General features: G+C 69.1%; 28 protein-coding genes. 21 read left to right on the top strand and 7 right to left on the bottom strand.

Annotation, left to right across the window (positions count from 1 at the left end; translation table 11 throughout):
* Window positions 1–92 precede the first annotated feature (92 nt).
* Complete coding sequence (locus tag ACFXK0_RS12195) at window positions 93–911, bottom strand: WXG100 family type VII secretion target (protein WP_379410150.1); 819 nt, start codon at window positions 909–911, stop codon at window positions 93–95.
* Window positions 911–1,243 (bottom strand): type VII secretion target, encoded by a 333-nt coding sequence (locus tag ACFXK0_RS12190; RefSeq protein ID WP_379410149.1) that lies wholly within the window; start codon window positions 1,241–1,243, stop codon window positions 911–913. Before ACFXK0_RS12190 ends, ACFXK0_RS12195 begins: the two co-directional genes overlap by 1 nt.
* Before the next feature lie 488 nt (window positions 1,244–1,731).
* Here ACFXK0_RS12190 and ACFXK0_RS12185 point away from each other — a divergent pair, with 488 nt between their 5' ends.
* The 4 genes from ACFXK0_RS12185 to ACFXK0_RS12170 are packed head-to-tail and all read left to right on the top strand — an operon-like array spanning window position 1,732 to window position 4,741.
* A complete protein-coding gene (locus ACFXK0_RS12185; protein WP_379410147.1) occupies window positions 1,732–2,286 on the top strand; it encodes a DUF3558 domain-containing protein in 555 nt (184 codons plus the stop codon).
* A gap of 24 nt (window positions 2,287–2,310) precedes the next feature.
* On the top strand, window positions 2,311–2,706 hold the full coding sequence (locus ACFXK0_RS12180) for a hypothetical protein (protein ID WP_379410146.1): 396 nt from the start codon (window positions 2,311–2,313) through the stop codon (window positions 2,704–2,706).
* A complete protein-coding gene (locus tag ACFXK0_RS12175) occupies window positions 2,706–3,980 on the top strand; it encodes a hypothetical protein (protein WP_379410145.1) in 1,275 nt (424 codons plus the stop codon). The genes ACFXK0_RS12180 and ACFXK0_RS12175 overlap by 1 nt, the downstream gene beginning before the upstream one ends.
* Complete coding sequence (locus ACFXK0_RS12170; RefSeq protein WP_379410143.1) at window positions 3,977–4,741, top strand: ESX secretion-associated protein EspG; 765 nt, start codon at window positions 3,977–3,979, stop codon at window positions 4,739–4,741. The genes ACFXK0_RS12175 and ACFXK0_RS12170 overlap by 4 nt, the downstream gene beginning before the upstream one ends.
* 54 nt (window positions 4,742–4,795) lie before the next feature.
* Here ACFXK0_RS12170 and ACFXK0_RS12165 read toward each other — a convergent pair whose 3' ends face one another.
* The 3 genes from ACFXK0_RS12165 to ACFXK0_RS12155 form a co-directional block, all read right to left on the bottom strand.
* Window positions 4,796–5,377, bottom strand: coding sequence for a suppressor of fused domain protein (locus ACFXK0_RS12165; RefSeq protein ID WP_379410142.1), 582 nt, complete (start codon window positions 5,375–5,377; stop codon window positions 4,796–4,798).
* A gap of 4 nt (window positions 5,378–5,381) precedes the next feature.
* A complete protein-coding gene (locus ACFXK0_RS12160; RefSeq protein WP_379410141.1) occupies window positions 5,382–5,876 on the bottom strand; it encodes a general stress protein in 495 nt (164 codons plus the stop codon).
* A gap of 94 nt (window positions 5,877–5,970) precedes the next feature.
* A complete protein-coding gene (locus tag ACFXK0_RS12155) occupies window positions 5,971–6,900 on the bottom strand; it encodes an HpcH/HpaI aldolase/citrate lyase family protein (RefSeq protein ID WP_379410140.1) in 930 nt (309 codons plus the stop codon).
* A gap of 76 nt (window positions 6,901–6,976) precedes the next feature.
* On the opposite strand from ACFXK0_RS12155, the gene ACFXK0_RS12150 reads away from it, so the two are divergent.
* The 9 genes from ACFXK0_RS12150 to ACFXK0_RS12110 all read left to right on the top strand — a co-directional run bounded on the left by ACFXK0_RS12150 (window position 6,977) and on the right by ACFXK0_RS12110 (window position 14,707).
* Complete coding sequence (locus ACFXK0_RS12150) at window positions 6,977–8,284, top strand: magnesium transporter MgtE N-terminal domain-containing protein (RefSeq protein ID WP_379410138.1); 1,308 nt, start codon at window positions 6,977–6,979, stop codon at window positions 8,282–8,284.
* Window positions 8,281–8,871 carry a DUF1003 domain-containing protein gene (locus ACFXK0_RS12145; protein ID WP_379410137.1) on the top strand — a complete coding sequence of 197 codons (591 nt, stop codon included), beginning with the start codon at window positions 8,281–8,283 and terminating at the stop codon, window positions 8,869–8,871. The genes ACFXK0_RS12150 and ACFXK0_RS12145 overlap by 4 nt, the downstream gene beginning before the upstream one ends.
* A 118-nt stretch (window positions 8,872–8,989) precedes the next feature.
* The gene (locus ACFXK0_RS12140) at window positions 8,990–10,384 is read left to right on the top strand and encodes a lytic murein transglycosylase (protein WP_379410136.1); all 1,395 of its coding nucleotides are present in this window, start codon (window positions 8,990–8,992) and stop codon (window positions 10,382–10,384) included.
* Window positions 10,385–10,448: 64 nt separating this feature from the next.
* Window positions 10,449–11,306, top strand: a complete 858-nt coding sequence (locus ACFXK0_RS12135) for a lytic transglycosylase domain-containing protein (protein WP_379410135.1) — start codon at window positions 10,449–10,451, stop codon at window positions 11,304–11,306.
* Between the two features lie 29 nt (window positions 11,307–11,335).
* The gene (locus ACFXK0_RS12130; protein WP_379410134.1) at window positions 11,336–12,472 is read left to right on the top strand and encodes an Mrp/NBP35 family ATP-binding protein; all 1,137 of its coding nucleotides are present in this window, start codon (window positions 11,336–11,338) and stop codon (window positions 12,470–12,472) included.
* Between the two features lie 35 nt (window positions 12,473–12,507).
* On the top strand, window positions 12,508–12,828 hold the full coding sequence (locus tag ACFXK0_RS12125) for a DivIVA domain-containing protein (RefSeq protein ID WP_379410133.1): 321 nt from the start codon (window positions 12,508–12,510) through the stop codon (window positions 12,826–12,828).
* The gene (locus ACFXK0_RS12120) at window positions 12,825–13,457 is read left to right on the top strand and encodes a DNA-3-methyladenine glycosylase I (protein ID WP_379410132.1); all 633 of its coding nucleotides are present in this window, start codon (window positions 12,825–12,827) and stop codon (window positions 13,455–13,457) included. The genes ACFXK0_RS12125 and ACFXK0_RS12120 overlap by 4 nt, the downstream gene beginning before the upstream one ends.
* 105 nt (window positions 13,458–13,562) lie before the next feature.
* Window positions 13,563–13,730 (top strand): DUF3117 domain-containing protein, encoded by a 168-nt coding sequence (locus ACFXK0_RS12115; protein WP_011211259.1) that lies wholly within the window; start codon window positions 13,563–13,565, stop codon window positions 13,728–13,730.
* Window positions 13,727–14,707 carry a putative RNA methyltransferase gene (locus ACFXK0_RS12110; RefSeq protein ID WP_379410166.1) on the top strand — a complete coding sequence of 327 codons (981 nt, stop codon included), beginning with the start codon at window positions 13,727–13,729 and terminating at the stop codon, window positions 14,705–14,707. Before ACFXK0_RS12115 ends, ACFXK0_RS12110 begins: the two co-directional genes overlap by 4 nt.
* A 31-nt stretch (window positions 14,708–14,738) precedes the next feature.
* On the opposite strand, the gene glgA is transcribed toward ACFXK0_RS12110, so the two are convergent.
* Window positions 14,739–15,947: a glycogen synthase gene (gene glgA / locus ACFXK0_RS12105; protein WP_379410130.1), complete on the bottom strand. Its 1,209-nt coding sequence runs from the start codon at window positions 15,945–15,947 to the stop codon at window positions 14,739–14,741.
* Window positions 15,948–16,015: 68 nt separating this feature from the next.
* Between glgA and glgC the strand changes: the two genes are divergently transcribed.
* Window positions 16,016–17,233 (top strand): glucose-1-phosphate adenylyltransferase, encoded by a 1,218-nt coding sequence (glgC, locus tag ACFXK0_RS12100; RefSeq protein ID WP_379410129.1) that lies wholly within the window; start codon window positions 16,016–16,018, stop codon window positions 17,231–17,233.
* Between the two features lie 12 nt (window positions 17,234–17,245).
* Here glgC and ACFXK0_RS12095 read toward each other — a convergent pair whose 3' ends face one another.
* Complete coding sequence (locus ACFXK0_RS12095; RefSeq protein WP_379410128.1) at window positions 17,246–17,878, bottom strand: O-methyltransferase; 633 nt, start codon at window positions 17,876–17,878, stop codon at window positions 17,246–17,248.
* 309 nt (window positions 17,879–18,187) lie between these two features.
* On the opposite strand from ACFXK0_RS12095, the gene sigE reads away from it, so the two are divergent.
* The 7 genes from sigE to ACFXK0_RS12060 all read left to right on the top strand — a co-directional run bounded on the left by sigE (window position 18,188) and on the right by ACFXK0_RS12060 (window position 24,259).
* Window positions 18,188–18,835: an RNA polymerase sigma factor SigE gene (sigE, locus tag ACFXK0_RS12090; protein WP_379410127.1), complete on the top strand. Its 648-nt coding sequence runs from the start codon at window positions 18,188–18,190 to the stop codon at window positions 18,833–18,835.
* A 142-nt stretch (window positions 18,836–18,977) separates the two neighbouring features.
* The gene (locus ACFXK0_RS12085) at window positions 18,978–19,346 is read left to right on the top strand and encodes a hypothetical protein (protein ID WP_379410126.1); all 369 of its coding nucleotides are present in this window, start codon (window positions 18,978–18,980) and stop codon (window positions 19,344–19,346) included.
* 11 nt (window positions 19,347–19,357) lie between these two features.
* Window positions 19,358–20,893: a S1C family serine protease gene (locus ACFXK0_RS12080; RefSeq protein ID WP_379410125.1), complete on the top strand. Its 1,536-nt coding sequence runs from the start codon at window positions 19,358–19,360 to the stop codon at window positions 20,891–20,893.
* A 33-nt stretch (window positions 20,894–20,926) separates the two neighbouring features.
* Window positions 20,927–21,361: a Sec-independent protein translocase protein TatB gene (gene tatB / locus ACFXK0_RS12075; protein WP_379410124.1), complete on the top strand. Its 435-nt coding sequence runs from the start codon at window positions 20,927–20,929 to the stop codon at window positions 21,359–21,361.
* Window positions 21,362–21,542: 181 nt separating this feature from the next.
* Window positions 21,543–22,400, top strand: a complete 858-nt coding sequence (locus ACFXK0_RS12070) for a hypothetical protein (RefSeq protein WP_379410123.1) — start codon at window positions 21,543–21,545, stop codon at window positions 22,398–22,400.
* 116 nt (window positions 22,401–22,516) lie between these two features.
* Complete coding sequence (locus ACFXK0_RS12065; protein ID WP_379410122.1) at window positions 22,517–23,089, top strand: hypothetical protein; 573 nt, start codon at window positions 22,517–22,519, stop codon at window positions 23,087–23,089.
* A gap of 81 nt (window positions 23,090–23,170) precedes the next feature.
* The gene (locus ACFXK0_RS12060) at window positions 23,171–24,259 is read left to right on the top strand and encodes an XdhC family protein (RefSeq protein ID WP_379410121.1); all 1,089 of its coding nucleotides are present in this window, start codon (window positions 23,171–23,173) and stop codon (window positions 24,257–24,259) included.
* The last annotated feature ends 21 nt before the right edge of the window (window positions 24,260–24,280 follow it).

Genomic DNA, 24,280 nt, shown 5'->3' with positions numbered 1-24,280 from the left:
CGGACGCCCAACGAAGTAGAGTCCGACTGGTTCGAGCGGAATCGAGCAGCCTGAGAAGTCAAAATCTCACTGTCCGAGAACTTCCCAGCCCCTCAGTCGTCGCCTTTGGTTTTCGGTTTGGTCGAGGCGGGGGTGGTGTCGGTGTTCTTGCCGCCGGTCTTGGTCTTCTTGAACGCGGACGCGATGTCGCCGAACGCTGATTTCAGTTTCTTCAGCAGCGGCGTCAGTTTCGACATCGTCTTGGCCAGTTTGGAGAACAGTTTCGAGATCATCGCGGTGGTTTTGGCGATGTAGGCGGTGGCCTGGACCGCGATCACCGGGGTGGCCAGGCCGAGGGAGAACACGGCCTCGGCAGCCCAGACGGCCAGGCGGGCCACGGTTTGGGAGACCAGGTCGCGCACGGTTTGGCGGACTGCGGCGACGACGCCGCCGGCGAGGCGGATGGCTGATGCGGCGGTGGTGGCTGCGCTGGAGGCTGCGGAGAGGAGGTTGGTGGTGTCGGTGGCGTGGGACTTGTAGGCGGTGGCGGTTTGGCCGGTCCAGTCGGCGACGTCGGTTTCGACGGCGGATTTCTGGGTGTTGGCTACTTCGGTGATGCGGGTGGCGACGTTGTCCCAGGTTTTGGCGTAGGCCTCGATCTGGTCGGGGTCACCGGCGATCCAGTTCAGTGCTTTTTGTAGTGGTTCGCAGTGTTCGATGAGCCAGCCGACGCCGTAGGAGGCGAGGGTGCCCAGCGGGTCGACGGCGAGGGAGAACAGGTCCGCGGCGCCGCCGAGGACGCCGAGGCCGGCTTCGATCCAGGAACCGGAGGAGATGGCGTCGGAGACTCCGGTGACGGTTTCGATGCAGCTGATGCCGGTGTAGGCGGTGGTGGAGTCTTCTTTGGCTGCGATGAGGGGGTTGGCGGCCATTACAGGCCGGATTCCTGGGACTTCAACGCGGCGGCGTTGGTGGTGTCGCGGGAGGTGAACGAGTCCACGACGGTGGACAGGTTGGTGCTGGTGGTGGTGAAGGAATCGATCGCGGCTTGGATGGCGTCGATGCCGTCGGTTTCGACGGAATCGACGAACAGTGGGCCGAGGAACGCGCAGATCTTGCCGAACGCGTCGGAGGGGGCGGAGACGGCTTGGGCGGCTTCGAGGGCTTCGGTCAGGCCTGAGCCGGCGGCGGTGATGTTGGTGGCGTGGGTTTTGATCGTGTCGGGGGAGACGTTGATTTCCCCGGCACCGCCTGTACTCGTCATCGTGATCCCCCTGGTGACTCTCTGTGCTGCCACCACGGGTCGGCCGGTGTGCGGTACTCCCCCGACCTGTGGTGTTCGTTCGCGCCGACCAGCGACGAAGTGCTGGCCGGATGTGTGGCACGAAGTGCCGAGCGTCGAGCCTAGCGGACGAGTTCGAGGGTCTGCACTGTCATGAATTCGATGGAACCAGAGGGCTGTTCGATGCGTCTAAGGGGCGGTGTCGAGGCGGCTGGGGTTTCGGAGGAACCGTACGTCGTCGTTGCCCGGAACGCTCTGGTCGCGCTGCTGATCGACGAGGGCACGGTGGATGAATCGTTCGGGTGAGGTGGGAGCGCGTGCCGGTTCGGGGGCTTGCCGGGGAGGGAGGCCGGAGGTCGGTGGGATGTCGTAAGGTGGGCGGGATCTGTGGGCCGGCGGGTGCGGGGAGTGCTCGGGTGGCTCGGGGCTGGGGCCGTGGGGTCTGGGCCGGTGGAATGGGGAGATGGAGGATGGTCGTGCGGCGGTCTGCGGTGGTGGCTTCGGTGGTGTGTGGGGTGCTCGCGGTGGCGGGGTGCTCGACGGCTGAGGAGGGGAATGCTCAGCCGAGCTCGACTACCGATATGGCGGCGGCTACCGCGGCGTTGTGGGATCCGTGTTCGGAGATTCCGGAGTCGACGTTGACCGGGTTGGGGCTGGATGTGAGCTCAAAGCGATCGGGCATCCTCGGCGTCGAAGAGCCTGGTTGGAGGACCTGCCGATGGGAAGATGCTGAGTACCCGCCGAACTACGGCGTCGGCGCGTATACAACGATCCACACGATCGACGAGCTCCGAGCCAAGCCGACGAACGTAGATGTCGAAGATGTGACCATCGCCGGCCAGGTGGGCCTGCAGTACCGCCAGACCCATAACGACGCTGACGAAGAGTGCTCGTTCGCGTTCCCTACGTCATACGGACTCGCACAGATCGACCTGCTCAATATCAGCACAAAATCCAAGTCGGTGCCGCCGTGCGAGCGCCTGAAGCCGATTGCAGAAGCAATTATTCCACTCTTTCCTAAGTGAACAGGCAGATATAAAGGGGGTGCGGTGTCTCCAACCGAAGAGAAATCCCGCTGGCAATTCCTGAACGAAGAGGCCAAGGCGGGTCGGCTCTATCTCGATCCATCAGTGGCCAAAGGCTGCCGCGATGCCAGCAATAAGCAAATCGCGCTCTTTACGCAACTCAAGAGCGATCTGCAGAGCGTCTCGGTGGTAACGGGCCTCGGCCGCTTCAACTGCGCTGATCAGCTGGCCAAGATGCTTGGCATGAAAGCCGTTGGCGGAGAACGAGATTTCAATACCGCGTTCGAAGAGCACATCGAAGTCCTCGAGCTGATCCGCGACACCATCGAGATCTCGGTGAAGAAGTACGAGGACCAGCAGGTCGCACAGACCGCGGCGACCGACAACAAGGCTGCCGAGCTCGACAATGGGGGTAAGTGATGGCTCTTCCCGCAATCCTCGCGGCGGCCGCGGTGGTCGGTGGCGCCTATGCGGGGCTGTCGTCGTATGCGAACGGGAGTACACCGGATCGGTCGACCGACGAGAGTCCGGATGCGACGATCGCGCGGAATCGGCTGACGGACTTGAAGAACGGGTTCGACGGTGAGTATCAGGGCTCGCAGGTGAACGACTACGAAGAGCCGAGCACCATGTCGGATCTGTACGAGCGGGTCCAGGCGATGAACGTCGCCGACATCACCACCCTGCACACGCGGTGGGAGTCGATGCGGAATCAGCTCGAGGCCGGGTTCAAGACCTACGACGCGGAGATCAGCAAGGCGATCGCGGAGAAGTGGAGTGGGAACGCGGCGGCCAGTGCGGGTGAGGGGATCGCCCAGTACGTCGAGAAGTCCGGGTCGCTGCTGACCTCGGCGCAGATGATGGCCGAGAAGGTGAAGCTGGTGAAGTCCGCGGCGCAGGTCACCAAGGATCGGGTGCAGCCGCACGAAGGCTCGACGACGAGCAAGATTCTCAGCTACGTTCCCGGCCCCACCTGGAAGATGGACAGCCACAACGAGGACACCGCGAAAGCCGAAGGCGCGGAAGTGGTTCGGGGCGTGTTCTACAAGGCGGTCGGCGAGGCCGACACGCAGGTGCCGAAGGTTCCCCAGCCGTACAACCCGGTCAACAAGGACACCGACACTCCGGGCGGGAGCACCAAGCCGGACGGGTCGTCCACCAAGCCGACCACCCAGCAGCCGACAACGCAGCAGCCCACCACGGAGCAGCCGACGACCGAGGATCCCACCACCGAGGATCCGTCCGACGACGACACCGAGGACGACGACACCTCGCCGTCGAGCACGATTCCGGCCACGACCACCCCGGAAACACCGACCAGCCCGACCACTCCCACGTCACCGGGCACCACGCCGGCGGGCACGCAGCCCGCGGGAACCAGCGGGCTGCCCACGGGCGGATCGCCCGGCGGTGGCTCACCGGCCGGGGGTACGCCGGGTACCACGCAGCCGGGGACGCCGGGCGGTGCGGGCAAGCCGAACGGAGCCGGCACCGGCACGAGTTCCGGTGCGGCGGGCCGTAACGGCATGTCCGGGATGGGTGGCATGGGTGCCGGCGGTGCGCGCGGCAAGGGCGACGACGACAACGAAGTCGCGACCAAGGACTACCTGATCAACCAGCAGAACGGTGAGGAGCTCACCGGGCTGTCCGAGGATCAGCGGGTGCGGACGGTGCCACCGGTGATCGGCGAATGAGCGGCGGGCAGTGGCAGTTCAGTCCGTTGGGGTTCGCCGTGCTGATGCGCTCGGTCCAGCGCGATGTGCTGCCGTATCCGTTGCAGACCCACACCGAGGCCGAGACGGTCGACGACTACGACCGGCAGTGGCAGCAGGAGGCCCAGCGGATCCTGCCGCTGTGGGACGCGTCGATGGAGACCGCGTTGCGAATCCTGTTGGCTCCGGAAGCGCGCTTCGAGCTGTCGGGGTACGGCGACGGGGAGAAGCTGCGTACCTTCGCGGCGGTGCACGAACAGTCGGCGGTGCTGGTCGAACAGCAGCGGGTGCCGGTGGATCGCGACGGCGGCGATATCCGGATGACGTTGCTCGACACCGCGTCGGTGCCGGACAAGCTGGTGGCGCGGTTGCCGCGGGCCGCGGCCGCATCCTGGGAGGTGTTCACGATGAACACCCACGATCTGGCCGAGGAGGCACCGTACGACCCGTGGGCGGCGGATCGGCGCACACCCCAGCAGAAGGCCGACGACTTCTTCGGTCGACCGCGCCCGACGCTGGTCTACGTGGCCGGGTATCCCGGTGCGGCGGTGGACAACCGGCCCGAGCCGGGTCAGGGATTCCATGTGATGGACTTCCCGGACGGGCGCTATCTGGTGACCGAGCGGGGAGCGGTGGTCGAGGCACGTCCGGCCGATTCCGCCCAGGTGCGCCACGCGGTGGTGCGATTGATGAAGTCGGCCATCGCGATCTATCGCGAGGACAACGAGCCCGCCTACCGGTAACCGGCCGCTGACCCGCCGCGATGGTGACGGGACCAGCGAGGGCGCCAGGTGGCGCTAGAGGTTCACCGCGCCACGGGCCGGGTCGCGGACGTCGATGCCCGCCTCGGTCCAGGCGTCGCGCAGGGCCTGGGCGCCGCGCACCCGCACCCAGGCGGCCTCGGTCGCGGTGATCGGGGTGACGCTCAGGTAGCGCACCGGCTCGGCCGGGTCGGGTAGGGGCACCTCCGGCACGTCGCTGTCGCCGAGCAGGACCGCGGTGAACGTCGACTCGCGCCACAGCGGTTCACCCAGGTCGAGCAGCGCGTCGGCTTGCAGGACAACGCCTTCCACCGACGGGGTGGCGACCAGGACGCCGAGTGTGCGGGCCACGCCGGCCTGCGGGCCCGCGCTCAGGAGCAGGGTGAGGACCAGTTCGGCGCGTGGGCCGCGCAGGGGGTCGGCGAGCAGGTCGGCCGGGTCGCCCATGGGATGGCGGGATCCGCCCAGGGTCGCGTAGTGCAGGACACCGTCGCCGGGGACGCGCAGGATCTCGATCGGTTCCAGGCCGAGGAAGGTCACCGAGGCCGCGTCGACCTGTGCGCGCTCGACTCCGTAGTGGTCCAGCACCGCGGTGCGGACCGTGTTCACCACGTCCATCGGCTCACAGGGCCAATCGGGCGAGCATGTCGCGGGCGCGTTCGGCGGTCTTCGGGTCGCACAGCACGTCGTAGCGGCCGGCCACGAGCTGCATGGTCGAGGCGAAGTCGCGCTGGCCCTTGGTCGCGGCGTACGGGATCGAGGTGGTGATGACGCCGAAGATGATGCCGCCGACCAGGCCGACGACCAGCGGGCCGAGCGCGCCACCGGTGGTGGTGAACAGGCTCAGCAGCAGACCGAGGAACAGGCCGAGCCAGGCGCCCGAGACGACGCCGCCGCCGATGACCTTGCCCCAGGTGAGCCGGTAGAGCACCCGCTCGACCTGCATGAGATCGACGCCGACGATGGTCACATCGCCCACCGGGAACTGCCCGTCGGCCAGGTAGTCGACCGCGCGCTGCGCTTCGGCGTAGGTCGGATACGAGCCGACCGGCCAGCCCGACGGCGGCGTCGGCAACGCCTGCCGTCCGCGATTCGGGTTGCCCAAGGGATTCGTCATAGTCCCATTCTGCTAGGTCCAGGGTGGGTGTGGTGGAGTGAAACGCGTCTCCAAAATGTCCGGAATGCCCGTTCTGTGATCACGGGCTCCCGGATCAGGCGTCCGACCGCTTCATGCCGGCTGCCCGCCCCTTGTCCGCAATCACCTGAGCCATCTTGGCACTGGCCTCGTCGATCATCTCATCGCCGAGCATCACCGCACCGCGCGCGCCGCCTTCGGCCGAGGTGTGGAAGGCGTAGGCGTCGAGAATCTGCTCGGCGCGGTCGTAGTCGGCCTGGCGCGGGCTGAAGATCTCGTTGGCCGCGTCGACCTGGGTCGGATGCAGCACCCACTTGCCGTCGAAACCCAGTGCGGCCGTGCGGGCCGCGGCGCGCCGGAAGCCGTCGAGATCGCGGATCTGCAGGTAGGGGCCGTCGATGGCCTGCAGCCCGTGGGCGCGGGCGGCGAGCAGGATGGTCATCAGGATGTGGTGGTAGGCGTCGCCGACGTCGTAACCCTCCGGCTGCTCGCCGACGACCAGCGTGCGCATATTGATACTGGCCATGAAATCGGCCGGGCCGAACACCAGCGTCTGCACCCGCGGGCTCGCGGTGGCGATGGCGTCGATATTGCGCAAGCCCAGCGCGTTCTCGAGCTGCGGCTCGATGCCGATGCGACCCACCTCGAGCCCGCTGGCCTTCTCCAGCTGGGTCAGCAGCAGATCCAGCGCCCGCACCTGACCGGCGTCGGTCACCTTGGGCAGCAGGATCGCGTCGAGCGCCGCGCCCGCGCCCTCGACCACCTGGATGACATCGGCGTAGGTCCACTCCGTCGTCCAGTCGTTGACCCGCACCACCCGCAGCTGCGAACCCCAGCCGGGTTCGTTGAGCGCGGCCACGATATTGGCGCGGGCGGCGATCTTGGCGCCGGGTGCGACCGCGTCCTCGAGATCGAGGAACACCTCGTCCACGGGCAGGCCCTTGGCCTTGGCGATCATCTTCGGGTTGCTGCCTGGCACGGCGAGCACCGAGCGACGGGGCTGCATGGGGCCTCCTGATTCTTCGTCACACCGGCCGTGGCGTGTCGTGACCGGCCGTAGCGGACCGCCTAGCCTGATGATCATGGCAACCACCAGGGTGTACGTCGCCCGGCTCGCCGGCCTGACGGTGCTGGGTCCGGACGGGGAGTCTATCGGCCGGGTCCGCGATGTGGTCGTGGCCGTCCGATATGGGCGCCAGCAACCGCGAGTACACGGGCTGGTGGTCGAATTGGTCACCCGGCGGCGGATTTTCGTGCCGATGCTGCGGGTCACCGCGATCGAACCGGGCATGGTCACACTCAACACCGGCACCGTCAGCCTGCGCCGCTTCGCCCAGCGACCCGGCGAAATGCTGGCGCTGGCGCAGATCGTGGACACGCAGGTGCGCGTCGACGATCCCGGCCTGCCCGACCTGGACGGCGTCGACGTGTTCGTCGCCGATCTCGGCATCGAGCAGACCCGCACCCGCGACTGGGTGATCGGACGGGTCGCGGTGCGCGGGCACCGGCGGATCGGGCGGCGGCGCGCGGTGCACGTGGTCGACTGGTCGCAGGTGGCCGGGCTGACCCCGGCCGAGGTCGGCAGGCCCGGGCAGGACGTCACCACCTTGCTGTCGCAGTTCGAGGGACTGCGTGCGGCCGATGTCGCGCACCGGTTGCGCGAGCTGCCGGAGAAACGCCGGGTGGAGGTGGCCATCGCCCTGGACGACGAGCGCCTCGCCGATGTCGTCCAGGAGCTGCCCGACGACGATCAGGTCGAGCTGCTCGGCCATCTCGAGGTGCACCGCGCCGCCGACGTCTTGGAGGCCATGGACCCCGACGACGCCGCCGACCTGCTGGGCGAGCTGCCCGAGAGCGAAGCCGAATCGCTGCTGGCGCTGATGGACCCCGAGGAATCCGAGCCGGTGCGCCGTCTGCTCGCGCACTCCCCCGACACCGCGGGCGGCCTGATGACACCCAAACCGGTGGTGCTGAGCCCGTCGACCACCGTCGCCGAAGCGCTGGCGCGCGTGCGCGATCCGGACCTGACGCCCGCACTGGCCTCGATGGCCTTCGTGGTGCGCCCGCCGACGGCCACCCCCACCGGCCGGTATCTGGGCTGCGTACACATCCAGCAGTTGCTGCGGGAACCGCCGGCGCACCTGGTCGGCGGGATCGTCGACACCGACCTCTCGCCGCTGTCGCCCGAACTGCCGCTGGCCGCGGTGACCCGCTACTTCGCCACCTACAACCTGGTGTGCGGGCCGGTGGTGGACGCGGAGAACCACCTGCTCGGCGCGGTGGCCGTCGACGACGTCCTCGATCACCTGCTGCCCGAGGACTGGCGCGAGGAAGAGACACCGCCGCTGGCGCACACCGAGCCCGCCGCGGCGAACGGGAGCGGCGCGTGAGCGAGAAGAGCCCGGCCCGGCAGCGGCTGGAGACGCCGGTCGGGTCGCGGCTGCGATTCGACTGGGACTCCGACGCGTTCGCCAGCGCGAGCGAGCGGGTCGCCCGGTTCCTGGGTACCGGGCGTTATCTGGCGATCCAGACCGTGATCGTGGTGGTGTGGATCCTGCTCAATGTCTTCGCGGTGTCGCTGCGCTGGGACCCGTACCCGTTCATCCTGCTCAATCTGGCCTTCTCCACCCAGGCCGCCTATGCCGCGCCGCTGATCCTGCTGGCCCAGAACCGCCAGGACAACCGGGACAAGGTCTCGCTCGAGGAGGACCGGACCCGCGCCGCGCAGACCAAGGCCGACACCGAGTTCCTCGCCCGCGAACTCGCCTCGCTGCGCCTGGCCGTCGGCGATGTGGCCACCCGCGACTATCTACGCCGCGAACTGGAGGAGATCAAGGAGGTCCTCGACCGCATCGACGCGGTCACCACGCCCGGCGGCGCGCCGACGGCAGAGAAAAAGCGAAAAGCCGTCCGCAAGAAAACCTCCGGTCAAACGCCCTCTTCCGCCCCGATTTCGCCTGGCGGTGCAGACGAGTGACCGGAAATGCTCAACAACTTCCTGACCGGTAGGTAACCTGGATCACGTTGTTCCGGGCGGGCCGGAGGGGGGACTCTGCGGTGCCGCTGCTTCGACGTAAAGGGCTGGTGTGTCGCCAATGCGAATCTCTACTCCGATCACGATGTCGGCCCTGGTCGTAGCGGGGCTCGTCGCCTCGGGCTCGGCAGCGCAGTCCACCCAGCCGAGCGTGGCCCCGCAGGCACCCGAAGCGCTGCTGGCCGCCAGCGCCAGCAGCACCGCGGACACGCCCGAGGCCGAGCTCTCCGAGAGTGTCGGCCTGCTCCCAGTCTCCCAGGAGGCCCCGCGCAAGCTGCGGGCACTGAGCCCCTCGGCCAACAGCGCCGCACCGTTCGCGGGAACCGTTCCCCTGCACAGTATTTCGCTGCCTGTCGGCAGCGGCGCACTGGGCATTCCGGAGATCGTGCTCGCGGCCTACCGCAATGCCGAACTCGCGATGCAGACCGCCGAACCCGGCTGCGGCCTGACCTGGAACCTGCTGGCCGGTATCGGCCGGATCGAGTCCGGGCACGCCAGCAGCGGCAGCACCGACGCCGCGGGCACCACGACCACCCCCATCTTCGGCCCGGCACTGGACGGCACCCTGCCGGGCAACGAGATCATCAAGGAAGCCGACGGCGGTTTCGTCCGGGCGGTCGGGCCCATGCAGTTCCTGCCGAGCACCTGGGCGCACTACGCCGCCGACGGCAACGGCGACGGCGTGGCCGACCCGCACAACGTCTTCGACGCCGCCCTCGGCGCGGGCAAGTACCTGTGCTCGGGTGGGCTGAACCTGCGCGAGGCCTCCCAGGAACTGCGGGCGGTCCTGCGCTACAACAACTCCATGTCCTACGCGGCCAATGTGCTGAGCTGGTCGGCGGCCTACCGCAACGGCGGCGCGCCCAGCCAGGTCGCCATCTCCCCCGACATCGTGCCGCCGGGCAGCGCCCCGCTGGTCTCGCCGAACGTGCTGGCCGCCTCGACCGACCAGCCGACCACCGCGGCCCCGCCCTCGACCACCAACCAGCTGCCCGCCAACACCCCGACGGTCACCACACCGACCCAGATCATGATCACCCTGCCCGGCCTGCCGCCCATCCCGTGCGGCATCTTCTGCCCCGCGCCGGTCGCGCCCGCACCGGAGACCTGCGCGAGCGCACCGGAACCCGCCCCGATGCCCGACCCGCTCGCACCGAAGGAAGAAGCGGCCGCCCAGGAGCCCACCGCGCAGACCTACGGCGCGGCCGAGCCGAAGGATCCGGCGCAGCCGGCCGAGCCGAAAGCCTCGACCTGTGTCCCGGCCGAGCCCGCGCCGGCGGAGGCGCCCGCACCGACCGAGGCGGAGAAGACGCCAGAGCCCGGTATCGCGCCGACCGAGGAGCCCGCCCCCGAACCGGCGCCCGCGCCGGAGCCGGTGGCGCCCGCGCCGCAGCCCGCGATCACGTTGCCGTTCAACATCGTCATCCCGCTGCCGGTCGCTCCCGTGGTCCCCTGAATCAAACCGAAATACAGATCACAGAGGGGTAACAAAAAGATCTCGGGTGCGGTAATCTCGGGCTATGGGCCGTCATCGGAAACAGCCAGCTACCACGGTTCGACGTAGCTCGCTCATCGCACTGACCGGATTGGTCCCCGCCGGACTCGTGGCCGTTACCGCCGCCGCGACCGACGTGACCACAGCAGCCACCGCCGCGGTCGAACACGACCTGCCCGAGCTCGACCAGGAAGCCGCGCCCGAGTTGGCCGCCGCACCCCAGGCCGAGATCGCCGAGGTGGCGCACATGGAGGCCAAACAATCGGCCTCGGCCACACCGGTGGTGAAAACCGTTGCGCTGCCGGACGATCGCGTCGCCGCCGACTTACCGGCAGGCCCGCTCGGCATCCCCGGCATCGCCGTGGCCGCCTACCAGAGCGCCGAAGAGCAACTGGCCGTGGAGAATCCGCACTGCGGGATGAACTGGTCGCTGCTGGCCGGCATCGGCCGGGTGGAGTCCACCCACGCCTACGGCAAGGCCGACGCCGACGGCAACCCGATCAAGGCCGTGTACGGCCCGGTCCTCGACGGCAGCCTCTACGGCAACAATGTCATCCACGACAGCGACGGCGGCGAACTCGACGGCCTCGGCGGCTACGACCGCGCCATCGGCCCGATGCAGTTCCTGCCCGAGACCTGGCACCGCTACGCTGCCGACGGCAACGCCGACGGCATCGCCGACCCGCAGAACCTCTTCGACGCCGCACTCACGGCGGGTCGCTACCTCTGCGACGGCGGCCTGAACATGCGGGACCTGTCCCAGCAGTCCAAGGCCATCCTGCGCTACAACAACTCGATGGCCTATGTCGCCAACGTCATGGCCTGGTCCGGCTCCTACTCCAGCGGCCTGGCGCCCCGCCCCCAGGACCTCCCCCGGATCTGAGGTAAGAGGAACAGCATAATATCGGTCATATGGCAGTGATTACGGAAGCGGACGTACGGGCGGGACTCGCGAAGGTCGACGACCCGGAGATCCGCAAGCCGATCACCGAGTTGGGCATGGTCAAGTCCATCGCCATCGCCGACAACGGCGATGTGCACATCGAGGTGTACCTGACCACGTCCGGCTGCCCGTTGCGGACCGAGATCATCCAGCGCGTCACCAAGGCTGTCGCCGATGTCCCGGGAGCGGGCGCGGTGACCGTCGACCTGGACGTGATGAGCGACGAACAGCGCACCGAGCTGCGCAAGTCGCTGCGCGGCGACTCCGCCGAGCCGGTGATCCCGTTCGCCCAGCCCGGGTCGCTGACCCGCGTATACGCCGTCGCCTCGGGGAAGGGCGGCGTCGGTAAGTCCAGCGTCACCGCCAACCTGGCGGTGGCGCTGGCCCAGCGTGGTCTGTCCGTCGGGGTACTCGACGCCGACATCTACGGTCACTCCATTCCCCGCATGCTCGGCTCCGACGCCAAGCCGACGCAGGTCGAGCGGATGATCATGCCGCCCATCGCGCACGAAGTGAAGATGATCTCGATCGCGCAGTTCACCCAGGGCAACACGCCCGTGGTGTGGCGCGGCCCGATGCTGCACCGCGCGCTGCAGCAGTTCCTGGCCGACGTGTTCTGGGGCGACCTGGACGTGCTGCTGCTCGACCTGCCGCCCGGCACCGGTGATGTGGCCATCTCCATCGCCCAGCTGATCCCCAACGCCGAGATCCTGGTGGTCACCACCCCGCAGATCGCCGCCGCCGAGGTAGCCGAACGCGCCGGTGCGATCGCCCTGCAGACCCGCCAGCGCATCGCCGGCGTGGTCGAGAACATGTCCTGGCTCGACCTGCCCGACGGTTCCCGGATGGAGCTCTACGGCTCGGGTGGCGGCGAGGTCGTCGCCGAACGGCTCACCCGCGCCGTCGGCGCGAACGTCCCGCTGCTCGGTCAGATCCCGATCGAGCAGGCGCTGCGCGAAGGCGGTGACGAGGGCACCCCGATCGTGCTCGCCGACCCCGACAACCCCGCCGCGGTCGCCCTGCGGGGGGTGGCCGACAAACTGGCCGTCCGCAAGCGCGGCCTGGCCGGCATGTCCCTGGGCATCGACACAACCCGCCACCTCTGAGGGTTGTTGTCGGTCGGGATGCCTAGGCTGGTTGCATGCTGACGCTGCTTCTATACGTGCTCATCGTCGGGTTGGTGGCGGCGATGTTGTTTCTTGTCGCCAGTGCGGTGTTCGGGCGGTCCGAGGAGCTCGGGCCGCTGCCCGAGGGGACCACGGCGACGGTGCTGCCCGCGCAGGGGGTGACCGGGGCCGATGTGCGGGCGCTGCGGTTCCAGCAGGTGGTGCGTGGGTACAAGGCCGGCGAGGTCGACTGGGCGTTGGGCAGGCTGGCCGAGCGCATCGATGAGCTGGAGCTCGAGCTGGCGCAGGCGCGGCACTGGCAGGCGCAGGTGCTGGCCGGCCAGGATCGGCAGTGAGCGAACTCGCCGACGACGGCCTGGTCCGCTGTGACTGGTCGACCGGCTCCCAGCTCTACCGCGACTACCACGACACCGAATGGGGCAGGCCCCTGCACGGTGACGACGCCCTGTTCGAACGACTCTGCCTGGAGGCGTTCCAGTCGGGACTGGCCTGGATCACCATCCTGCGCAAACGGCCCGCCTTCCGCGCCGCGTTCGCCGGCTTCGAGATCGCGAAGGTGGCCGAATTCGGTGCCGAGGACCGCGCCCGGCTGCTCGCCGACGCAGGCATCGTGCGCAACCGCGCCAAGATCGACGCGGCCATCACCAATGCCCGGGTTGCTCGCGACCTGCCAATCAGTCTGGACGAGCTGGTGTGGTCCTTCGCACCCCCGCCACGCCCGCGGCCGGCATCGATCTCGGATGTGCCCGCGACCACACCTGAATCCGTTGCTCTGGCAAAGGAATTGAAGCGCCGGGGCTTCGCATTCGTCGGCCCGACGACGGCCTACGCCCTCATGCAGGCGACCGGAATGGTCGACGACCACCTGGAAGTTTGCTGGGTACGCACCGCTGACCACGGAACCGACTCGAGAGTCACATTTCCTACTCAGGTGTCCGCCCGCGGCGGCAATAGGGAAGAATAGGACCGGTGTGGCCCGCCGAACACCCGGCGAGCCCGCTGGTTGGCGACAACCGGCAGACGAGAAACAGTGCGCAGACAGACCGCGCAGATCTGGAGGGAGCAGAGGATGGCGGCCATGAAGCCCCGTACCGGGGACGGTCCCCTCGAGGCAACCAAGGAAGGTCGTGGAATCGTCATGCGGGTTCCACTCGAGGGTGGCGGGCGTCTGGTCGTCGAACTCACGCCGGACGAAGCTGCGGCGCTCGGTGACGAACTGAAGAGCGTCACCAGCTGACAGCCCTGCTCGCGGCCGCCGCACTCCTGGCCTGCCCGGAGTGCGGCGGCGCATTGCATCAGCGTGACCGCGCGCTGCGCTGCGCGAACGGCCACAGCTTCGACATCGCCCGCCAAGGCTATGTCGGGCTGCTGACCGGCGCGTCGACCAAGATGACCGGCGACACCGCCGCCATGCTCGACGCCCGCGCCGCCTTCCAGGGCGCCGGACACTTCGCCCCCATCGCCGCGGCCACCGCCCACGCCTTGCGCGCAGGCGCAACACCGGGCGATGTCGCAGCACCCGGATACCAGGCGGCGACCGGCGCCGAACTCGACCGCACGCCCGCCACACCGATCGGCGCCACGGGAACCGACCGGCTCACCCCGACCGACGACACAGATACCGATCGACTCGCCCCGGCCGGCGATGCGGTGCTCGAGATCGGGGCGGGAACCGGCTACTACCTGGCCGGGGTACTCGATGCCCGGCCCGGGGCCATCGGCATCGCCCTCGACGTCGCCAAACCCGCCGCGCGCCGGGCCGCTCGCGCACACCCCCGCATGGCCTCGATCTTGGCCGATGCCTGGCGTGGTCTCCCGGTCCGCGACGCCGCGCTCGCCGGTGTCGTGTCGGTCTTCGCCCCACGCAATCCCGGCGAGGTCGCCCGGGTACTCGCGCCCGGCGGCCGGTTCGTGGTGGTGACTCCCACCGACCGGCATCTCGGCGAGCTGATCGACCCGCTCGGCATGGTCCGCGTCGACCCCGACAAGGACCGCCGTCTGGCCGCCGCCCTGGCCGGCACCTTCACCCGCGTCGAACACACCCTCGTCGAGTTCCCGATGAAGCTCGGCCGCGCCGATGTCACCCACGTGGTGGCGATGGGCCCGTCGGCCTTCCACGGAACCCCGGCCGACGACCCACGCATCGCGGCACTCCCGGAAATCTCCGAAGTCACGGCCTCGGTGACAGTGTCGGTCTACCTACCGAACACCTGACCGCGCCGGTCGGGACCGGAGCGCCGTCACGTCAGCGCAGCACACTCCGATATACCGCGACGGTGTCCTCGGCGATCTTGGCCCAGTCGAATTCCGCGATGGCACGTGCCCGCCCGGCCTCGCCGTAGCGACGGGCCAGCACCGGATCACTCGCCACCGCATTCACCGCGGCGGCCAGTTCGTGCTCGTACTTCTCGGTCGCGTCGGCCTGGTAGTGCACCAGCGTGCCGGTGACACCGTCGGCGACCACCTCCGGAATCCCGCCGACATCGGAGGCCACCACCGCGGTCGCGCACGCCATCGCCTCCAGGTTGACGATGCCCAGCGGCTCGTACACCGACGGGCACACGAACACCGTGGCGGCGGCCAGGATTTGGCGCACCTGTTCGCTGGGCAGCATCTCCTTCACCCAGAAGACATTGCCGCGCTGCCGTTGCAGCCCGTCGACGGCCTCGGCGACTTCCTGCCCGAGTTCGGCGGTGTCGGCCGCGCCCGCGCACAGCACCAGCTGGATGCCGGGGTCGAAATCGCGGGCGGCGGCAAGCAGATGCCCTACACCCTTCTGCCGGGTGATCCGGCCGACGAAGGACACGATCGGCAGGTCGGCCCGCACGCCGAGCCGCTCCATCACCGGGCCCGCGGCCCCGGCGGGCGGGCCGGGATGCCAGACGGTCGCGTCGATGCCGTTGTGTACCACGTGCACTCGGGTCGGGTCGATCGCCGGATAGGCGTCGAGCACGTCGTGGCGCATGCCCTCGCTCACCGCGATGATCGCGTCGGCGTGCTCCATCGCGGTGCGTTCCGACCACGACGACAGCCGGTATCCGCCGCCGAGTTGTTCGGCCTTCCACGGTCTGCGCGGCTCCAGCGAATGCGCGGTCAGCACGTGTGGGATGTCGTAGAGCGTGGCGGCCAGGTGCCCGGCCAGGCCCGCGTACCAGGTGTGCGAATGCACCACGTCGACACCGCCCGCGGCATCGGCCATCCGCAGCTGCGCCGACATCATCTGCAAGGCCGCGTTGGCGGCGTAGAGCTCGGGATCGGGCCGGTGCACCACCGCGCCCGTGCGCGGCACGCCCATGCAGTGCACCGTCACCGCACACAGCGCGCGCAATCGGGCGGTGAGTTCGGTGACGTGTACGCCCGCCCCGCCGTACACCTCCGGCGGGTACTCCCGGGTCAGCACGGCGACCCGCGGCGCGGCCGCCGGCGCCTGCTCACTGACGGTGCCAGAACTCACTGGTCCAAATTAGACCGTCGGGTCGACATGAGCCACCGAAGCCTGCGGGGACCTGTACTTTGAGCAGAGTGAGGAGCCAGCCGCACGTACTCGGGATCGTGCTCGCCGGTGGCGAGGGCAAACGACTGTTTCCGCTCACGGCAGACCGCGCCAAGCCCGCGGTTCCGTTCGGTGGCGCCTACCGGCTGATCGATTTCGTCCTCAGCAATCTGGTCAACGCGGGCTATCTGCGCCTGTGCGTGCTCACCCAGTACAAGTCGCATTCCCTGGACCGCCACATCTCCCAGACCTGGCGGCTGTCCGGGTTCACCGGCGAGTACATCACTCCGGTGCCCGCCCAGCAGCGGCTCGGGCCGCGCTGGTACACCGGCAGCGCCGACGCGATCATGCAGTCGCTCAACCTGATCTACGACGAGGACCCGGACTACATCGTGGTCTTCGGCGCCGACCACGTGTACCGGATGGACCCGGAGCAGATGGTCGCCAGCCACATCGCGGCCGGCGCGGGCGTCACCGTCGCCGGGATCCGGGTGCCGCGCAGCGAGGCGAGCGCCTTCGGCTGCATCGATTCCGACGAGTCCGGCCGGATCACCCAGTTCCTGGAGAAGCCCGCGCATCCGCCGGGCACCCCGGACGACCCGAATGTGACCTTCGCGTCCATGGGCAACTACGTGTTCACCACCCGGGTGCTGGTCGAGGCCATCCGCGCCGACGCCGAGAACTCCGACTCCGATCACGACATGGGTGGCGACATCATCCCGGCGCTGGTCGCCGCGGGTCAGGCCGCCGTCTACGACTTCGCCGACAATGTGGTCCCCGGCGCCACCGAACGCGACCGCGGCTACTGGCGCGATGTCGGCACCATCGACGCCTTCTACGAGGCGCACATGGACCTGGTCTCGGTGCACCCGGTGTTCAACCTCTACAACAAGCACTGGCCGATCCGCGGCGCCGCCGAGAACCTGCCGCCCGCCAAGTTCGCCCAGGGCGGGCTGGCCCAGGAGTCCATCGTCGGATCCGGTTCGATCCTGTCGGCGGCGACGGTCCGCAATTCGGTGCTCAGCTCGAATGTGATGATCGACGACGGCGCCACCGTCGAGGGCAGTGTGCTCATGCCCGGCGTGCGGATCGGGCGCGGCGCGGTGGTGCGGCACGCGATCCTGGACAAGAACGTGGTGGTCGGCGAGGGCGAGATCATCGGCGTCGACCTGGATCGCGACCGCGACCGATTCGCGGTCAGCAACGGCGGTGTGGTGACCGTCGGCAAGGGCATCTGGGTCAGCTGAGCCGGCCGCAATTCAACATCTCGAGGCGCACAGCAGGCCGTCGCCGATGGGGATGAGGACGCTGGTCAGGTCGGGGTTCTCGGCGATCGCGCGGGTGGCGGCGCGCACCGCCATGGTGGCCGGGTCGCGCTGGGCCGGGTCGGGGACGCGGCCGCCGAGCAGGGCGTTGTGCAGGATGAACGCGCCGCCTTCGCGGAGTAATCGCACACCCTGCTCCACATAGTGCAGGTGTTCCATGGGCGCGGCGTCGACGAAGACCAGGTCGTAGGCGCCGTCGGCGAGGCGGGGCAGCACGTCGAGGGCGCGGCCGTTGATCAGCCGGGTGCGCGCGGGCGGGATGTCCGCGGTGCGGAAGGCCTCCTTGGCGGCGCGCTGATGCTCGGGTTCGGAATCGATGGTGGTGAGGGTGCCGTCTTCGCGCATGCCGTCGAGCAGCCACAATCCGCTGATCCCGGCGCCGGTGCCGACCTCGACGACGGCGCGGGCACCCAGCATCTGCGCGTACATGCTCAGGACGGCGCCGACGGAGGCGGGCACGGGGACCGCGCCCAGTTCGGTGGCCCGTTCCCGCGCGTCGAGAAGGACTTCGTCCTCGACGACGGACTCCTCCACATAGGCCAGGTTCCGCTCCACGTTCGATGCCACAGCTAAGAGGCTAGGGCACCGAGGGGGTCTGTGTATTCAGCGAAGGCGCCGGTGCGGCGAAATGTCGCGACACTCCCGAATAATTGCCCGGAGTTTGCGCGTCAAATTCTCAGGCCACACTCAGGATCCCCACACCTGTCGCATATCGCGACAGGAAATAGTTGCTCTACGCAAGGCCAGCCGATCGCGGCGGGTACGAGACGCGGGAACAACCACACATCGTTGCTGGTTGATTCCGGATACCAGGTTCGCTGACCCGGACCGGCCGGTTTCGTGCCAGCGGTCCCGAGTAGGAGGTGTCCCATCCCGATGGTAGACACGGCGCGTCCCCACGCCCCACTGCCCGACCACATCCCCGCCGAGTTCACCGCCGAGGGCGAGACCCTCGACGCCGAACTCACCGGCACCGCCGCCTTCGACGCCACCGGCGACCGCACCGTCATGCCCTCCTGGGACGAACTGGTCCGCGAACACGCCGACCGGGTCTACCGCCTGGCCTATCGCCTCTCCGGCGACGCACAGGACGCCGAGGACCTCACCCAGGAGACCTTCATCCGGGTCTTCCGCTCGCTGCAGAACTACCAGCCGGGCACCTTCGAGGGCTGGCTGCACCGCATCACCACCAACCTTTTCCTGGACATGGTCCGCCGCCGCAACCGCATCCGGATGGAAGCGCTGCCCGAGGACTACGACCGTGTGCCCGCCGACGGGCCGACCCCCGAAGACGCCTACCACGACGCGCGCCTCGACCCCGACCTGCAGAAAGCGCTCGACGCGCTGGCCCCGGAGTTCCGCGCCGCGGTCGTGCTCTGTGACATCGAGGGCCTGTCCTACGAGGAGATCGGCGCGACGCTCGGCGTGAAGCTGGGCACCGTCCGCAGCCGCATCCACCGTGGGCGGCAGGCGCTGCGCGAGTACCTTGCGCATAATGGAACTACGGCAGCGGTTCTCCGCTGACGCCTACGCAAGGTGACGCCGGTTTCGGCTTCTCGGTTGTTGGTCGGAAGGATGAACTCCGCATGCGCGAGCGAAGCGAGCCGCCAGTGAGCACAGCCGTGACCACGGTCATGGCAGCGCCGAGCGGCAGCGAGGCGCTGACATGAGCGTGGACCCCAGGTCAGCAGGTCGATCGCCGCGCTTCCAGCCCACCGAGCATCTGGCCAGCGAGGCCGTCGCCGCCTATGTCGACGGCGAGCTGCGGATGAACGCGTATCTGCGTGCCGCCCAGCATCTTTCGGTCTGCCCCGAATGCGCGGCCGAGGTCGACGCCCAGCAGCAGGCGCGCATCGCGCTGCGCCGGGCCGCCGAGGTGGACGTACCGCACAACCTGCACGACAGCCTCACCCGGATCCCGCTGGCCGAACTGCCCGGTTCACCGGTCCAGCCGCCCCGCCGTAACGAGGCATTTCTCGGATTCATCACCGATTCCTTCACCGCGACCCGGTGGACAACCTGGCGGCGCAAGTAGAGTCTCGACACGTGACAGGCGAATCGACGAATTCCGGATCGACCGAGCACGCGGAATCGGGGGCCGAGCGGGGGAACCTGCGTCCCTCGGACGCGCCGAACCTCGGTCCGCGCCCGGTGTACCGGCCGCACATCGACAGCCATACCGCGCGCGCGTTCCGCCGTCCGAACGGCCAGTCGGGCTCGTTCGCACCGCACGAACCGCGGCGCGTGGATCAGGCCGCCGAGACCGATCAGCTCGTCACCCAGCGCCCGCCCGACGGTGTGCTGGCCGAGGCGTTCGCCCGGCCGGAGGGCTCCGACGAGCTGCTCCAGCGCGAGCCCGGCTCGACCGAGGCCACATCGGTCGTGGCCGGCCCGGTCGATCCCTGGCGTGATCCGGCCGCCGCCGCCCGCCTCGGCGCGCCCGCGGTGGAGACCGCGCCGGTCAAGCGCCCGCCCGCCGCGCCCAAGCTGACCGCCCGCGAGGTGCTGTTCGGTTCCACCGTGGCGCCCAAGGCGCTGGCGGTGCTGGCCGCGCTGGCGCTCGGCGTCGCCGTCGTCGGCGGGCTGGTCGGGCGGATCACCGCCGAGACCGCGTCCACACTGACCTCGCGGGAGGTCACCCTCGATCAGACCGGCGGCACCGAGGAGCCGCACAGCCGCATCGCCGCGGTCGCCAACGCGGTACTGCCCTCGGTGGTGTCGATCCGGGTCACCGTCGGCGACAACGGCGCGACCGGGTCCGGTGTGGTGATCGACGGCAAGGGTTATGTCGTCACCAACAACCACGTGATCTCGATGGCCGCGACCGACAAGTCCGAGCGCGCCGCCATCCAGGTGCAGTTCTCCGACGGCACCCGGGTGCCCGCCCAGATCGTGGGCCGCGATCCCAAGACCGACCTGGCCGTGCTCAAGGTGGAGGCCGACAACCTCACCGTCGCCAATCTCGGCACGTCCGCCGACGTGCAGGTCGGTGACGACGTGCTGGCCATCGGCTCCCCGCTGGGCCTGAGCAAGACCGTCACCTCCGGCATCGTCAGCGCCTTGCACCGCCCGGTGAAGCTGGCCGGCGAGGGCAGCGACACCAACGCGGTCATCGACGCCGTGCAGACCGATGCCGCGATCAACCCCGGTAACTCCGGTGGCGCCCTGGTCGACATGCAGGGCCGCGTGGTCGGCATCAATACCGCCATCCGCAGCGAGACCGGCGGTTCGGTGGGTCTCGGCTTCGCCATCCCGGTGGATGTCATGCGCAACGTCGCCCAGACGCTGATCAACGACGGCCAGATGCACCATCCGGTGATCGGGCTGAGCGCGCGCACCAAGACCGTCGCCAACGAGGTGATGAGCGGTGCCGCGGTGGCCGATGTGGCCCCGGACGGGCCGGCCGCCAAGGCCGGGATCGTCGAGGGTGACGTCATCGTGAAGGTCGGCGACCGTGAGGTCACCGGTCCGGACGAGCTGGTCGTCGCGGTGCAGCAGCACCAGATCGGCGACACGGTGAACGTGCGGTTGATCCGCGACGGCAGGCAGGTGGACGTGCCGGTCACCCTCGAATCCGACTGACCAGGGACCTCGCTCGCCGGGTAACCTGGATTCGTGTTCAGCAACATCGGGTGGAGCGAGATGATGATCCTGCTCGTCGCCGCCCTCGTGATCCTCGGTCCGGAGCGGCTGCCCGGCGCCGTCCGCTGGACCACCCGTTCCCTGCGTCAGGTCCGCGATTACGCCAGCGGGGCCACCTCGCAGCTCAAGCAGGAGCTGGGGCCGGAGTTCGACGACCTGCGCAAGCCGCTGGCCGAGCTGAACGAGCTGCGCGGCATGAGCCCGCGCGCGGCGGTGACCAAGCACCTGCTGGGCGGTGACGACTCGGTGTTGCGCGATCTGGAGAACGCGGTGCCCGACAAGAAGCAGCTCTTCGGCACCAGCAGCGGTATGCCCGACAACACCGTCGCCCCGTCGCTGCAGAAGGCGCCGCGGCAGCAGCCGCTCAACCCCAACGAGCGCCCCCCGATCGACTCCGACGCCACCTGACCGGCGGAACACACCGTACAGTCGGGATTTGCCACAGGGTCGCGCAGACCGGAGGTGGTGGCGGCTACCTCGCGTCCTTGTGATTGCCGACAACATCGCCCGGATCGGCGTTGTCGCACAGGACAGTTCGATGTCAACCGATATAGACGCGGAATGCTGTCGAGCTGTCTAGACTTCGCACATGTCGGCCGATGACGTGGCAAGAGTCTTCGCGATCGAGGACAAGGTCGAGAGACTCAAAGCGGCCACCGACGGGGTGGCGGCTGCTCAGCAGACCATCAACGAACTCACCAGGATCCGGCGCGCCGTGATCCGCGAACTCCATGCCGAGGGCTGGACGTTCGCCCGGATCGGCGCCGCGGCGGGATTGTCCCGCGCGCGGATCCATCAGGTCAGTACCCAGGGCCCGGTACCCGAAGGCTTGTTCTTCGGGCACGGCTCCCTGACCGTGCTGGCGCCCGAGGTGCGCGCGGGCAGGCTACTCGGCGCACCCGACCCCAATGCCGCGCAACGGCTCGCCGAGCTGCTGCGCCAGCTCGGCTTCGTCGCGACGGTGGAGACCTTCCTGCCGGGCAGGCCCATCGATCTCAATCGCGACGGTCTGGTGGTCCTCGGCGGCCCCGAGCTCTCGCCGAGCCTGCGCCAGCTGGTCGTGGCCGATCCGCGCCTGCGCCGGACCGTCACCCGTGCGGGCGACACCCGCCGCGGGATCGAGGACCGGGCCGCGCGCCGGGTCTACCGGCCGGGCGGCACCGAGCCGCACGACATCGCCTATCTGGCCCGGCTGCCCCGCCCCGACCGGCGCGGCAGCGTGATGCTGATCGACGGGCTGCACCCGCCCGGCTCGCTGGGTGCGATCCGATTGCTGGCCACCCGGCTGGCCACCCTGCACGAGCGCGCGAGCACGCAGTTGTTCTCCGTTTTGATCGCGGTTCGGTACGACCGGACCACCGGAGAGCCGGTAGACGCCGACCTACTCACCCCGGTCTACCGGCACGAAACCGACCCACGGTTGGCTACGACCCGGGTTCATCCGTAATCGGAACTAAACTAACCATGCTTTGTGATCTGCATCACGGTATTGTTATGGATCACAAGCCGTCCCCGATGGTTAGATTGCTAGCGAGTAACCGAGTGTGAGTAGGTGAGCGTCACGTGTTCTCGTCTCCCGAGGCCAGCGCATGCCGGGTGCTGCCCGTCCGCGCGGCAGGCACCCCGGATCCACGCCTCGTCCCCCCGTTCGATGCCGAGCCGACGGCCGACGACGTCATCGTCGCCACGCATCGCGTCACCTACAGTGACCGTTTGAAGGTCTTCATCGGCCCGCACGAGGACCTCGACAGCTTTCTGCGCCCGCTGCGCCGGATGGACGGTCGCCAGCGTTACGCGCTCGATCTGACCCTGCTGCCCGAACCGATGCCGGCCACCGATGTCTCGGCGACGGTGAGCGCGGCTCGCGGCGATCTCGCCCTGCACTGCGCAGGCTCGGCCGACGCGATGACCTTGCAGCTACGCACGACGATCGATCACGTCACCCGCCGCTACACCCTCGGATTCCCGGGCAGCCGCCTCGGCCTGCCGACGGTGTACCTGCCGCACGGCGACGAGGACACCTACGTCTATCCCGAAGAGGTGTTCACCGCCGACAACGCCGCGGCGGTCTTCCGCGACTTCTTCCACCACGGCACCGTGCCCGCCGGCTTGCAGCGCCGCGAAATCCTCGACTGATCCGCGCCGCGCGCGCATGCCCGCTGATAGCTAGGCTGGTCAGGGCAGTCACAGCGTGGATTGCGGAGAGGCCGGTGGGCGATGCGCGATCTGCTCGGACCGGTGCTCGACCTGCTCGCCGGGCAACCGGTGGCGCTGGCCAGAGTCGTCGACCGGACCGGCGCCGGACCAACCGAGACCGGGACCGCGATGGCGGTCGCCGCCGACGGCCGGGTGTTCGGTTCGCTGTCGGGCGGGTGCGTCGAGGCGGCGGTGCTGGCGAGCGCCCGGCAGGTACTCGAGGACGGCCACGCGAGCACCGAGCGGTTCGCCGCGGCCGACGAGTTCGCCGTCGGCCTGCCCTGCGGCGGTGAGATCGAGGTCTTCACCGAACGGCTCTCCCCCACCGATCTGCCCCTGCTGCGCGAGCTCGACACCGCGCTGACCGCCCGTCGCCCGGTCGCCTACGCCACCACCCTCGAAACCACCCCGGAGCGAAAACTCCTGTACCCCGGCCACATCGAGCCGTGGCGCGGCCTGGACAACGATGCCGCCGCCCTGCTGGCCGCGGGCCACAACGGCCTCGTCGGCGCCCAGGCGTGCACCCCCGCCGCAGCTGCCCGCCCGCGCACCTTCGTGCAGGTCTTCCGCACCCCCGCCCGGATGATCCTGGCCGGCGCCAACGACTACACCCGCGCGCTCGCGGCCGCGGCCGCCCAGCTCGGCTATCACGTCACCGTCGTCGACGCCCGCGAAACCTTCACAACGCGAGCCCGTTTCCCCGCCGCACACGAGGTGGTCGTCGACTGGCCGCACCGCTACCTCGAGGCCGAACACCAGGCGGGCCGCCTCGACCACCGCACGGTCGTCTGCGTCCTCACCCACGACCCCAAATTCGATGTCCCCCTCCTGCTCTCGGCGCTCCCCGTCCCCCTGGCGTTCCTCGGTGCCATGGGCTCACGCCGCACCCACACCGACCGCACCACCCGCCTCCTCGAATCCGGCTGCACCCCAGCCGATATCGCCCGCATCCACAGCCCCCTCGGCCTGGACCTCGCCGCCCACACCCCCGAGGAAACCGCCATCTCCATCCTCGCCCAGATCCTCGCGGACCGAACCGGCGCCACAGCAAAACCCTTGGCAGACCTGGACGGCCCGATTCACAGCCATGGGAACAGGGCCGCCACATAGCGGCACCTCCGCCGGCCGAAA

The sequence above is a fragment of the Nocardia sp. NPDC059177 genome, from assembly GCF_042755165.1.
GTDB lineage: Bacteria > Actinomycetota > Actinomycetes > Mycobacteriales > Mycobacteriaceae > Nocardia.
Note: the sequence above shows the minus strand (reverse complement) of the source record. Positions and strands in the feature narration are given on the sequence as shown.